The sequence below is a fragment of the Sphingopyxis sp. genome (assembly GCF_035944815.1).
Classification (GTDB): domain Bacteria; phylum Pseudomonadota; class Alphaproteobacteria; order Sphingomonadales; family Sphingomonadaceae; genus Sphingopyxis.
This window is the reverse complement of sequence record NZ_DASZAU010000010.1, coordinates 145,422-157,858: the sequence shown is the minus strand read 5'-3', so window position 1 is coordinate 157,858 and position 12,437 is coordinate 145,422. Positions and strand designations below refer to the sequence as shown.

Sequence of the window (12,437 nt, the reverse complement as noted above, 5' to 3'; positions counted from 1 at the left end):
ATGAGCCGAGTGGCGCGCGGCTGCCAAAACCGCCCTTGCCAGCCGGCTTTCCCGGCTCCTATAGCTAGGCCATGAGTCACGATTTGTTCGACGCCGCAAGCCCCGCCACCGACAGCTACAATGCTTCGCAGATCGAGGTGCTGGAGGGGCTCGAACCCGTCCGGCGACGTCCCGGCATGTATATCGGCGGCACCGATGAGCGGGCGCTTCACCATCTGGCCGCCGAAATCATCGACAACAGCATGGACGAGGCGGTCGCCGGTCACGCGAGCCGTATCGAAATCATCCTCGACGTCGGCAATCGCCTGACGGTGATCGACAATGGTCGCGGCATGCCCGTCGACCCGCATCCCAAATTCCCGGGCAAGTCGGCGCTCGAGGTCATCATGACCATGCTCCACTCGGGCGGCAAGTTCGAGGGCAAGGCCTATGCCACGTCGGGCGGCCTTCACGGCGTCGGGGTCAGCGTGGTCAATGCGTTGTCGACCGACACCGTGATCGAGGTGGCGCGTAACAAGCTTTTATACCGCCAGCGTTTTTCCCGCGGCACGCCGCTAGGCGGTTTGGAAGAACTCGGCCCCACGCCCAACCGGCGCGGGACGAGCGTCAGCTTTGTTCCCGACCCCGAAATTTTCGGCGACCATGGGCGCTTCAAGCCGCAACGCCTCTACCGCATGGCACGCTCGAAGGCCTATTTGTTCGCCGGCGTCGAAATCCGCTGGAAATGCGCGCCCGAGCTGATCGGCGACGACACGCCGGCCGAAGCGACCTTCCAGTTCCCCGGCGGTCTGGCCGATCATCTCAAGGAACAGATCGGCACGCGCGAATGCGCCACCGCCGAACCCTTCATCGGGCGGCAGGATTTTCCGGGCGATCAGGGCCGTGCCGAATGGGCGATCGCCTGGCCGCTCTGGTCCGACGGATCGTATAGCTGGTATTGCAACACCATCCCCACGCCCGCGGGCGGAACGCATGAGGCAGGGCTGCGCGCCGCGCTGACCAAGGGATTGCGCGCGTTCGGCGAGCTGATCGGCCAGAAGAAGGCGGCGCAGATCACCGCCGAAGACGTGTTCAACGGCGGCGAGATGATGCTGTCGGTGTTCATTCGCGACCCGCAGTTCCAGAGCCAGACCAAGGACCGGCTTTCGAGCCCCGAAGCCGCGCGTCTCACCGAAAATGCGGTGCGCGACCATTTCGACCATTTCCTGTCGGACAATATGGACCGCGGCCGCGCGCTGCTGGGTCTCGTTCTCGACCGGATGGACGAAAGGCTGAAGCGCAAGGCCGAACGCGAGGTCAAGCGCAAGACCGCGACGAGCGGCCGCAAGCTGCGCCTTCCCGGTAAGCTCACGGATTGCGCGAACGACGGCCCCGAAGGCACGGAATTGTTTATCGTCGAAGGCGACAGCGCGGGCGGCAGCGCCAAGCAGGCGCGCGACCGCAAGACGCAGGCGATCCTGCCGATCCGCGGCAAGATTTTGAATGTCGCGAGCGCCAGTGCCGACAAGATCCGCGCCAATCAGGAAATCGCCGACCTAGCGCTCGCGCTGGGGTGCGGGATGCGCAAGGATTGCGACGCCGACCGGCTTCGGTATGAAAAGATCGTGATCATGACCGATGCCGATGTCGACGGCGCGCATATCGCGACCCTGCTGATGACCTTCTTCTTCCAGGAAATGCCGGACATCGTCCGTAACGGGCATGTCTATCTGGCGCAGCCGCCGCTTTATCGCCTGACCGCGGGGAATGTGTCGGCTTATGCGCGCGACGACGCGCACCGCGCCGAACTCGAGGCGACGCAGTTCAAGGGCAAGAAGGTCGACGTCGGCCGCTTCAAGGGGCTGGGCGAAATGAACCCGGGCCAATTGAAAGAAACGACGATGGATCCGGCGACGCGCTCGCTGCTGCGCGTCACTCTACCGCAGGAATATGAGGAGCGGCACCTCGTCAAGGATCTGGTGGACCGGTTGATGGGCAAGCATCCCGAACATCGTTTCCAGTTCATCCAGGCCAATGCCGCGACGCTCGACGAGGCCGCAATCGACGCCTGACCCGAAAAATCGCGTACCCGCTGTCAGAAAAGTCCGTCGCTGTCGACTAACAGGCTGACGCGGGTGCGGACTGGAGATTTCGGGTGAATGAAGCCGAGCAGGACAGGTTGTTTGCCGACGCCATCGGGCGCTTCGGCGGCGCGCTTGCCCGGATGGCGCGAGGCTATGAAGCTGATGCCGACCTTCGTCGCGACCTTGAACAGGATATCCAGATCGCGCTCTGGCAAAGCTTCGCGGGGTTCGACGGGCGCTGCGCTCTCAGCACCTGGGTCTGGCGCGTCGCGCATAATCGGGCGACGTCGTACATCATGGCGCGGCGCCGCCACACGCGGCGGCGCTGGACCAATATCGAAGATATCGAACTGGCTTCCGACGATCCCAACCCGTTCGACCGTGCGACCAGCGAGCAGGCGCTGGCACAAATCCTGTCGATCATCGACCGGCTCGACCCGCCCGACCGGCAAATATTGCTGCTTTATCTCGAGGGAATCGCCGGCGCCGAAATAGGCGAGATTACGGGTGTGTCTCCCGATGCCGTCGCAACCAAAATCCATCGTTTCAAGGCCACGTTGACTCGCCGCTTCGCCCAATCGGGAGACGCATTATGATCCGCTCCGACGACAATGAATTGTATCGCCTCTGGCAGGGAGACGATAGCCAGCTCGAACCGTTGCCGCTCGCCGAGATCAAAGCGCGTGCCGCCAAGCTTGGCCGCGCGATCGGAAAACGCAATCGCCGCGAATATGCCGCTGTTGCCTTTGTCGTGCTGATTTTCGGGTTTTACACGCTGATCCTGCCGGGAATGCTGCTCAAGGCTGGCAGCCTGCTGGTGATCGCAGGAAGCCTGATCGTGGCATGGCAACTCGCGCGCCGGACTTCGCGCGCGGACCTGGTGGCCGAAGCCACCGATATCCGCCTTCATTATCGCACGCGGCTCGAAGTCGAGGAGCGCATGCTGGCCAGCGTCGGGCGCTGGTACATTGGCCCGCTCGTCCCAGGCCTCGCCGTTTTTATGACTGGGCTCGTCGAGGCGGGCGGCTTCGACAGCTTGATCGGCTTTGCTGCTTTTGCAGCGGTTCCAACGCTCGTCATTCTAGGCATCTGGTTGCTCAACCGAAAGGCGGCGGCCATGCTTCGCCAGCAGATCGACCGGCTCGATGCGACGGCGCCAGAGATTGAAGGAGAGAAGAAATGAACCGTTTCCCGCTGTTGGCAATGGCTGTTGCAGGTCTGCTATGTGCGACAGCCGCGCCAGCCACCGCGGTCCAGCCATCGTCCCCGGCTATGCCCGCCGGGCAGACGGCATTCGACATGCGTGCGTCGCAACTCGTCGACCTTTTGACCGGAAAACTCGCCTTTGCGTCCTATTTCGACCCGTCTTTTCAGTCGGCAATTCCCGAAGCGCAGTTCAAGACGATCAGCGCCAGTCTGATCGCGCAATATGGCCAGCCGGTTGCCGTCGAAAAGGCGACGCCGACGAGCGGCGGTTCGGGGACGGTTCTGCTGCGCTTCGCGAAGGGCGTCGCGACGATCTTGCTCGATGTCGGGACATCGGGGGACCAGCGGGTCACGGGGCTTCGCGTTACGGGTTTTGCGGTGGCCGATGACAATTATGACAGGATCGCCGCCGAGATCGCTGCGTTGCCCGGCCAGACGGGGTTCCTCGTTGCCGAATTGAACGACACGGACATCCATCCGGTCGCCGCCGCAAACACCGACCGGCAATTCGCCATCGGCTCGACGTTCAAACTCTATATTCTGGACGAACTGGCGGCGCAGGTCGCGGCGGGCAAGCGGCGATGGTCGGATGTGGTGCCGCTGTCGCATTTCAGCTTTTCCTCCGCCGGCACCGCAAACTGGCCCGCCGACACGCCGGTGACGCTCCAGACGCTCGCGAACTGGATGATTTCGGTGAGCGACAATGGCGCGACCGACACGCTGATCCACCTGCTCGGCCGCGAAGCGATCGAGGCGCGGATGCGTTCGGCGGGACACAGCGACCCGTCGCGCAACGTCCCTTTCCTCACGACGGTCGAGGCCTTTGCGCTCAAAGGAAATAATTTCAACGATCTGCGGGCAGAGTTTATCAAGGGCGATGATACCGCGCAGCGCAAGTTGATCGACGGAAATCGGGATCGCCTGACGCTCGCCAATGTCGACGGGGTGAGCTTCACCGCCGGGCCGCGCTTCATCGACAGCCTCGAATGGTTTGCGAGCCCGAACGACATCGCGCGATTGATGGTCGACCTGCGCGCGCGGGGTTCGAAGACGCTGCTCGAAGCCATGGCGATCAACAATGGCGTCGGCCCGGTCGCCGCTGCCGACTGGAGCTATCTCGGCTACAAGGGTGGATCGGAGAATGGCGTCCTGTCGATGAGCCTGCTCGGGCGGCGCAAGTCGGACAGCAAATGGTTCGTCGTCACCGCGAGCTGGAACAACCCCGACACCAATGTCGACACCGGTCCCCTGATCGGGCTCGTCACACGGTTGCTCGCGCTCGCAGCGCATGACCGGCATGCAGCGCCAGCGTCAGGCACGCTGCCAGCAACACGGCGTCCTTGAACAGGAACTGGGCGGTCGAGCCCATGAACGGGAAACCATAGCCTTCCTCCCACAATGGCACGCCGAAGCTGAAGCTGAGCGTGACGAGGAAGGTGGACATGCCCATCAGCCCGCCGATCAGCCCCGCACGATGCGACCAGGCTCCGAGGGCGATCAACGCGCCGGTCGCGAGTTCGATCGTGCCGATGACATTGCTCGTCCCCTGTACGCCGATCAACGGATACATCCATGAGAACAGCGGATAGTGCATCGCGATGTCCGCGACCCCTTCGGCTTCGTAGGCGGCGAATTTGGCGATCCCGAAAAGAGCGAAGATGAAGACCATCGACCAACGTAGCGCGCCGATCGCGAAGGTCTGAGACGGCAGTTTGTCCAGAATTTTGAGCATGAATGTCCCCGGTAATGGTTTCGGGGTTATTCGGGCGCTGCCGCGGCCCGGTTACATCAGGCGGCAGTTAAAGCCGCAACCAGCGCCTTGACCTTCGCCTGTCGCCACTGCGGGGTCGGCGCGACGAGCCAATAGCCGCGCTTCACGGCGACGCTGTCGCCGACCTGCCGGACGCGGCCTGCCGCGATGTCGGCCTCTGCAAGCATCGCAGGGACATTCGCCTGCCCCAGCCCGTTCGCCGCCGCATCGATCGCGAGTCCCGCATCGCCGAGGCGGAGTGCGGGTTCGCCGTCGCCCGCCGGGCATCCGGGCCAGGCGATCCGCGTATCGCTGGCGCTGCCGGGACCCGCCACCGTGACCATCATGGCCTCGGCGAGCGCGATGCCTTCATGCTCGCCCGCGCCGTCGGTCCAGAAAATCGCGAGGTCAAGGTTCGCTTCGGTAAAATCGATCCCGCCGTCGGCCGACACGAGCGTGAAGCGCACATCGGGTGCCTGCTGGCTGTAGCGCGCCAGCCGCGGTGCGAGCCATTTGGCGGTCAGATCGCGCGGCGCGGCGATCGTCAGCGACTGCGACGACTGCCCGGCCTGCATCGCACGCACCGATTCCTCGAATTGCAGGAAACCTTGCCGCAGTGCGTCGAGCCCTGCATCGGCCTCGCCGGTGAGTTCGAGCCCCTTGGGTGTGCGGCGGAACAGCACGACGCCGAGCATATCTTCGAGCGCGCGGATCTGCTGCCCGACGGCGGCGGGTGTCACCGCAAGCTCGTCTGCTGCGCGCGTGAAGCTCAAATGGCGGGCAGCGGCGTCGAAGACGCGCAGCGCGTTGAGAGGCAGGTGGGTGCGCTTCATGACGCGGTCGCAGGCGCCACGAGCGGGAAATGCGGGATGGCGACGAGCATTTGCGATCCGTCGCCGAGCTCCATGGCATAGCTTCCCACCATCGATCCCTCGGGGGTCGGCAACGGGCATCCCGACACATAGTCATAGGCACCGCCGGGGACGATCAAGGGCTGTTCGCCGACGACGCCCTCGCCCTCGACTTCGCTGATCTGGCCACGGCCGTCGCTGATACGCCAGTGGCGGCTCAGCAACTGCACGGCGTCCTCGCCATGATTTTCGACGCGCACATGATAGGCCCAGAACCAACGCCCCAGCGCCGGGTGCGATTGTTCGGGCAGATAGCTGACCGCCACCCGGACGGTGATCGACCCGGTGGTCGCCGCAAAAGGGAAGAAGGAGTCGATCATCTACGCGCCAACGTCGCTCAAAGCCCGACCTTGGTCAATGCCTGGTCCAGATCGGCGATCAGATCGCGCGGGTCTTCGAGCCCGATGTTGATGCGCAGCATGCCCTCGACGACGCCCATGTCGGCGCGCGCCTCGGCGCTGACACCATAGTGCGTCGTCGATGCGGGGTGACAGCAAAGGCTGCGCGAGTCGCCGATATTGTTCGAAATATCGACGAGTTCGAGCGCGTTGAGCAGCGCCATCGCCTGTTCGCGGCCGCCGTCGAGAATGAAGGAAAAGATCGGTCCGCACGCCTCCATCTGGCTCATCGCGAGATTATGCTGCGGATGGCTGGCAAGCCCGGGGTGGAGCATGCGCGCCACGCGGTTTTCGATCGCCTTGCCGACCGCGAGCGCATTCTCGGACTGGCGGCGCGCACGGAGGTCGAGCGTTTCGAGCCCCTTGAGCACGACCCAGGCGTTGAAGGGCGAGAGGTTGGGCCCGGTGTTGCGCTGGAACGGCAGCAGCACGTCGTTGATGAACTTTTCGGTTCCGCAAACCGCGCCGGCGAGCACCCGGCCCTGCCCGTCCATCAGCTTCGTCGCCGAGTAAGCAACGACGTCGGCGCCGAAATCCATCGGCCGCTGGAGCACCGAGGTTGCGAAGGCATTGTCGACCACGGTGGTGATCCCGTGCGCCTTCGCCAGCGCACACACATGCTTGATGTCGACGATGTCCATCGTCGGGTTCGCGGGGGTTTCGAAGAAAAAGACCTTCGTGTTCGCCTTGATCGCCTTTTCCCAGGCGTCATTGTCGCGGCCGTCGACGACGGTCGTTTCGATCCCGAAACGCGGGCAGAGATGGTCGACGAGCCAGCGGCACGAACCGAAAGCGGCCTTGGCGGCGACGATATGATCGCCCGCCGAGAGCTGGCACAGCAAGGCCGTTGTCATTGCGGCCATGCCGGTCGCCTGCGCACGGCATGCTTCGGCGCCTTCCATCAGCGCGATCCGCTCTTCGAGCATCGCCACGGTCGGGTTCTGCAGGCGCGAATAGGTCATGCCCTGTTCTTCGCCCGCGAAGCGCGCCGCGACTTCTTCGGCGCTGTCATAGGTGTAACCCGACGAGAGGAAGAGCGCTTCCGAGGTTTCGCCATGCTCGCTGCGCCAGGTGCCGCCGCGCACCGCCTGCGTCGCCGGATGCCAGTTGCGTGTCTTGTTGCGGTCGAGGCCTGTCGTCTTCTTCATCTTCTTATCCGTTCAAAACCGAAACAACCGCATCGCCCAATGCGGCCGTTCCCATATTGCCCCCCAGATCGGCACCGCGGCACCCGTCGGCGAGCACCTTGGCTACCGCCGCCTCGATCCGCGCCGCGCTCGCCTCGTCGTCGCCCGAATGGCGGAGCAGCATCGCGAGCGACAGGATCATCGCCAGCGGATTGGCTACGCCCTTGCCCGCTATATCGGGCGCGCTGCCGTGGATCGGCTCGTACAGCCCCTGCTTGCCTTCGCTCAGCGACGCCGAAGCGAGCAGGCCGATCGACCCGACGCACATCGATGCCTGATCGGACAGGATATCGCCGAACAGATTGCCGGTGACGACGACGTCGAACTGGCCGGGATTGCGCACGAGCTGCATCGCGGCGTTATCGACATACATGTGGCTGAGCGTCACGTCGGGATATTCAGCCGCGACCTCGATCACGACATCGCGCCAAAGCTGCGAGGTTTCGAGCACATTCGCCTTGTCGACCGAGCAGAGCCGCTTCGCCCGCCCCTGCGCCGCGCGGAAGGCAACATGGGCGATGCGTCGCACTTCGCTCTCGCTGTACGACATGATGTCATAGCCTTCGCGCTCGCCGTTCGCGGTCGTGCGCGTGCCCTTTTCACCGAAATAGACGTCACCGTTGAGTTCGCGGACGATCAACAGGTCGATCGCCGACGCGACTTCGGGACGCAGCGCCGAGCTATCCTCGAGCCCCGCGAACAGCTTGGCCGGGCGCAGATTGGCGAAGAGGCCGAGTTCCGAGCGCAGACCGAGGATGGCCTGTTCGGGGCGCAGATGGCGTTCGACATTGTCGAAGCGCGGATCGCCGACGGCACCAAAGAGAAGGGCGTCCGCGGCCTTCGCCTTGGCCAGCGTCTCGGGCGGCAGCGGGTGCCCGGTCGCTTCATAGGCGGCTCCGCCGACGAGCGCGCGGTCGAGCATCACGGGAAGCGCAAGCGCGTCGAGGACCTTTTCGGCCTCCGCCATGATTTCCGGACCGATACCATCGCCAGCCAGCAGCAGGATTTGCACTATGTCGCCCTTTCGTGTCTCGCCAGCCGCTTAGACAGCGGCGACGCGTCACGCAACCGCCCTGCCCAGCCGATCGACCAATCTTTCCCTTACGGTCAGCAAGTCGCGGTTGCGGCCATCGAGGACATCGCGGTCGAGGAAGTGGCCGGTGATGACGAGGCTGTCGATGACGTCGCCCATCGTCGGGCTGGCGTCCTGCCCGCGCAGGAAGGGCGGCAGGCGAAAGAGGCGATCTTCATACCCCGCCGCCGCGCCAATGCTCACTGCGCCGCCCGATTTGGGGCTGACGAAGGCCAGATCGGTCGAAAACCCCGTCACGACACATTCTTCGAGGTTGAGGCCGAAACCGAGTTCGGCGAGCAGGAGCAACTCGTAGCGTGCCAGCGCCGCCGCCCATTGCCGCGCGGACGAGGCGACCCCGATCGCGTCCAGCACAGCTGACAACGCGGAATAGAGCGAGGGATAGGGCTGGCTTTCGGGAAGCGTCGCCGCGGTCAGGCTCGTCACCCAGTCGAGCGCCGTAGCGGCGAGCGGTTCCGCGAGGAGCGGCGCGCGACTCTCCAGCAATTCGACCGTGGCGCCGCCAAGCTGTTCCTCGGTACGCGCGCGCAATTCGAGCGCCACCAGATTGCCCGGCACGAGGATCGGCCGCAATCGCCGCGAACGTCCGCCGCGTACATAGCCGGCGACGAGCCCCGCTTCCCGCGTCAGCGCGCGCAGGATCGCCCCATGCTCGCCATGCGCACGCACCGCGCAGACGATCGCATCGGCGGTCAGGCTGGCCAAAGCACCATCTGCGTCTGTGTCACCAGCGCGACCTCGGCCCCCTCTTCGGTGCGGATGCGCGTCTGCCAGACCGACAGCCGCTTGCCGATCTTCACGGGCGTCGCCTCGCCGACGAGGACCGATCCGACCGGACCCGCGCCGAGGAAATTGGTCTTGCTCTCGATCGTCGTCGTGCCGCTGGCGCCTTCGGGCAGCGTCAGAAACGCCCCCACCGCGCCAAGGCAGTCGGCGAAGGCCATGATCGCGCCGCCATGCACGATACTCCCCGCCGTACAGATTTCGGCCCGAACGGGCAGCTTGCCCGCAATACGGTCCTTGCTGCCTTCGTGGATCGTGACCCCGAGCGTTCCCGCAAGCGGCATGGCTGCTGCAAAATCCATAAAACTCCCCTCACCGTCCCGAATGATAGAAATCGTGCACCGCTTGCGCGACCGCCGCGCTGACCCCCGGTGCCTTCTGCAAATCCTCGAGGCTGGCGCCGCGCACCGCGCGCGCGGTACCGAAATGCATCAACAGCGCCTTCTTGCGCGACGGGCCGATGCCGGGCACCTCGTCGAGCGGCGACGCCCCCATTGCCTTGGCGCGCTTCTGCCGGTGCGCACCGATCGCGAAGCGGTGCGCCTCGTCGCGCAGCCGCTGGATGTAGAAGAGCACCGCATTGTTCGGCGGCAGCGTGAATTCGCGCCCGTCGGGATGATAGAAGGTCTCGCGCCCGGCGTTGCGATCGGGCCCCTTGGCGACGCCGACATAAGTGAGATCGTCGATGCCGAGTTCGGCAAGCACCGCGCCCGCCGCCGAGACCTGTCCCTTGCCGCCGTCGATCAGCACGAGGTCGGGCCATTCGCCCTTCGTCCGCTCGGGATCCTCCTCGATCGCACGCGCAAAGCGGCGCTCGAACACCTCGCGCATCATTGCGAAGTCGTCGCCCGGCTGCGTTTCGGCGCGCTTGATATTGAACTTGCGATAGGCGCCCTTGATCCAGCCCTCTGGGCCCGCGACCACCATGGCGCCCAGCGCGTTGGTGCCCTGGATATGGCTGTTGTCGTAAATCTCGATCCGCTGCGGCGGATTTTCGAGATCGAACAGGTCGGCGAGCTCGCGGCCGAGTTTCGCCTGGCTGCTGCTCTCGGCAAGCCGCCGGTCGAGTTCCTCGCCCGCGTTGCGCACCGCCTGTTCGAGCAGGCGGCGACGGTTGCCGCGTTGCGGCACGCTGATTTCGACCTTCCGGTTCCCGCTTTCGCCCAATGCTTCGGCGAGCAAGGCGCTCTCCTCGGGCTCCCGGTCGACAAGGATCAGCTTCGGCGGTGGCACGCCTTCGTAGAATTGCATCAGGAAGCTCGCCATCACCTCTTCCTCGGGCACGCCCGATACATGCGCGGGAAAGAAGCTGCGGTGCCCCCAGTTCTGCCCGCCGCGGATGAAGAAGCCCGCGATGCAGAGCTGCCCGCCCTTCGCCGCAAGTGCAAAGACGTCGGCGTCGCCGAGCCCGTCGGCGTGGACCGACTGGCTGCCCTGGATGAAGGTCAGCGATTTCAGCCGGTCGCGGATCACCGCCGCCTGCTCATAATCCATCGCGTCGGCGGCCTTGGTCATCGCGGCGCCCAGCCGCTTTTGCACTGCGGTCGAGCGGCCTTCGAGGAAGTCCTGCGCGTCGTTTACCAGCCCGGCATAATCTTCCTTCGAGATGCGGTCGACGCACGGCGCGCTGCACCGCTTGATCTGATAGAGCAGGCACGGCCGCGACCGGTTGGCGAAGAAGCTGTCGGTACAGCTGCGCAAGAGGAAGGTCTTCTGCAACGCGTTGAGCGTCTGGCCCACCGACCCTGCGCTTGCGAACGGGCCGTAATAACGGCCCTTGGCGCGCCGCGCGCCGCGATGCTTCTGCACGCGCGGAAAATCATGGTCGGTGCGCAGCAGGATGAAGGGGAAGCTTTTGTCATCGCGCAGCAGCACATTGTACGGCGGGCGATAGCGTTTGATCAGTTGCGCTTCGAGTAGCAGCGCCTCAGCCTCGCTCGTCGTCGTGACGATCTCCATCGCGCGCGTCTGCGACACCATGCGCTGGAGCCGCTGCGGCAGGCGCGCGACCTGTGTATAGTTGGTCACGCGGTTCTTGAGCGCCCGCGCCTTGCCGACATAGAGCACGTCGCCGCGTGCATCGAGCATCCGGTATACCCCGGGCCGCGTCGGCAATTTGCGCACGACGCTGCGGATCGCCTCGGCGCCGCGCTCAAGGTCGGGCTGGTCGCCCTCCCCGTCGCCGCCGCGGATCACATAGGTCGCTTTTTCTTCGTTGAATCGGTCGGGAGCGTTCGGGCGGGCCATGATTTTCCATGTAGGCGATGGCGATGCGACCCGCCATAGTGTGCGAGGTAAAAGCTCATGGGAGGGGTCGCATGGATTTACGAGGAAAACTTGCGCTGGTTACCGGCGGCAGCGACGGCATCGGGCGCGAGATCGCGTTACAGCTCCAGGGAGCAGGCGCCGACGTGATCGTCACCGGGCGCTCGGCCGAGAAGCTGCAGGCGATGGCATCGCTGGGCTTCGGAACCATCGCGAGCGACCTGTCGACGCCGGAGGGCGTCGAAGCGGTCGTGGCCGGCATGGCCAGTAAACCGCTTGCGTTGCTGGTCAACAACGCCGGGGTCGGCAGCGCGTACGATGTCAACAGGGTCGAGACGCTGGAGAGCGCCGCGCATTGCATCCGCACCAACCTCGACGCGCCGATCGCGCTCTGTACGCGGCTGTTGCCAACGCTGCGCGCGCAGCCAGAAGCCACCATCGTCAATGTTACCTCGGGCCTCGCGATCGCGCCGAGCACCGGTGCGGTCTATTGTGCGACCAAAGCGGCGCTACGCAGCTACACCCAGTCGATCCGAGCGTTGCTCAAGGGGACGAGCGTCCATGTGATCGAGGCGCTGCCACCTGTGGTCGAGACGAACATGACTGCGGCCCGCGCAGGCAAGAAGATGAGCGCGCACGACTGCGCCGCCGAGATCGTCCGGGGCATCCGCACCGGCAAGAGCGAGGTCAACGCAGGAATGGTGAAGATTTTGCAGCTCGTCCACAGCATCTCGCCCGCGCTCGCGCGGCGCATCATGATCCGGTTCTGAGGGAGCCGCGG

At 64.8% G+C, this 12,437-nt stretch carries 13 protein-coding genes; 5 read left to right on the top strand and 8 right to left on the bottom strand.

All coding sequences use genetic code 11. The features are described from left to right. Nucleotides 1–71 precede the first annotated feature (71 nt). The 4 genes from parE (at nucleotide 72) to VGU00_RS15665 (ending at nucleotide 4,613) form a co-directional block, all read left to right on the top strand. Nucleotides 72–2,051 (top strand): DNA topoisomerase IV subunit B, encoded by a 1,980-nt coding sequence (parE, locus tag VGU00_RS15680; RefSeq protein WP_327470151.1) that lies wholly within the window; start codon nucleotides 72–74, stop codon nucleotides 2,049–2,051. Nucleotides 2,052–2,134: 83 nt separating this feature from the next. After that, on the top strand, nucleotides 2,135–2,659 hold the full coding sequence (locus tag VGU00_RS15675; RefSeq protein ID WP_327470149.1) for a sigma-70 family RNA polymerase sigma factor: 525 nt from the start codon (nucleotides 2,135–2,137) through the stop codon (nucleotides 2,657–2,659). Then, complete coding sequence (locus tag VGU00_RS15670; protein WP_327470147.1) at nucleotides 2,656–3,246, top strand: hypothetical protein; 591 nt, start codon at nucleotides 2,656–2,658, stop codon at nucleotides 3,244–3,246. The genes VGU00_RS15675 and VGU00_RS15670 overlap by 4 nt, the downstream gene beginning before the upstream one ends. Before the next feature lie 116 nt (nucleotides 3,247–3,362). After that, entirely contained in the window at nucleotides 3,363–4,613 is a 1,251-nt protein-coding gene (locus tag VGU00_RS15665; protein ID WP_327470145.1) for a serine hydrolase, read from the top strand. Here VGU00_RS15665 and VGU00_RS15660 read toward each other — a convergent pair. Genes VGU00_RS15660 through uvrC form a run of 8 tightly spaced genes read right to left on the bottom strand, consistent with a single transcriptional unit; the run spans nucleotide 4,531 to nucleotide 11,638 of the window. Continuing rightward, nucleotides 4,531–5,001 carry a DUF417 family protein gene (locus VGU00_RS15660; RefSeq protein ID WP_327470143.1) on the bottom strand — a complete coding sequence of 157 codons (471 nt, stop codon included), beginning with the start codon at nucleotides 4,999–5,001 and terminating at the stop codon, nucleotides 4,531–4,533. The two genes, VGU00_RS15665 and VGU00_RS15660, sit on opposite strands and share 83 nt — an antisense overlap. A gap of 56 nt (nucleotides 5,002–5,057) precedes the next feature. Further along, nucleotides 5,058–5,852 (bottom strand): LysR family transcriptional regulator, encoded by a 795-nt coding sequence (locus tag VGU00_RS15655; RefSeq protein WP_327470141.1) that lies wholly within the window; start codon nucleotides 5,850–5,852, stop codon nucleotides 5,058–5,060. Further along, complete coding sequence (gene apaG, locus VGU00_RS15650; RefSeq protein ID WP_327470139.1) at nucleotides 5,849–6,250, bottom strand: Co2+/Mg2+ efflux protein ApaG; 402 nt, start codon at nucleotides 6,248–6,250, stop codon at nucleotides 5,849–5,851. The genes VGU00_RS15655 and apaG overlap by 4 nt, the downstream gene beginning before the upstream one ends. Nucleotides 6,251–6,267: 17 nt before the next feature. Beyond that, a complete protein-coding gene (locus VGU00_RS15645) occupies nucleotides 6,268–7,476 on the bottom strand; it encodes a trans-sulfuration enzyme family protein (RefSeq protein WP_327470137.1) in 1,209 nt (402 codons plus the stop codon). A 4-nt stretch (nucleotides 7,477–7,480) separates the two neighbouring features. Beyond that, entirely contained in the window at nucleotides 7,481–8,527 is a 1,047-nt protein-coding gene (gene leuB / locus VGU00_RS15640) for a 3-isopropylmalate dehydrogenase (RefSeq protein ID WP_327470135.1), read from the bottom strand. Between the two features lie 48 nt (nucleotides 8,528–8,575). Beyond that, entirely contained in the window at nucleotides 8,576–9,313 is a 738-nt protein-coding gene (recO, locus tag VGU00_RS15635) for a DNA repair protein RecO (protein ID WP_327470133.1), read from the bottom strand. Then, nucleotides 9,301–9,693 (bottom strand): PaaI family thioesterase, encoded by a 393-nt coding sequence (locus tag VGU00_RS15630; protein WP_327470131.1) that lies wholly within the window; start codon nucleotides 9,691–9,693, stop codon nucleotides 9,301–9,303. Before VGU00_RS15630 ends, recO begins: the two co-directional genes overlap by 13 nt. 10 nt (nucleotides 9,694–9,703) lie before the next feature. Beyond that, a complete protein-coding gene (gene uvrC, locus VGU00_RS15625) occupies nucleotides 9,704–11,638 on the bottom strand; it encodes an excinuclease ABC subunit UvrC (RefSeq protein ID WP_327470129.1) in 1,935 nt (644 codons plus the stop codon). A 71-nt stretch (nucleotides 11,639–11,709) separates the two neighbouring features. Between uvrC and VGU00_RS15620 the strand changes: the two genes are divergently transcribed. Continuing rightward, the gene (locus VGU00_RS15620) at nucleotides 11,710–12,426 is read left to right on the top strand and encodes an SDR family oxidoreductase (protein WP_327470126.1); all 717 of its coding nucleotides are present in this window, start codon (nucleotides 11,710–11,712) and stop codon (nucleotides 12,424–12,426) included. The last annotated feature ends 11 nt before the right edge of the window (nucleotides 12,427–12,437 follow it).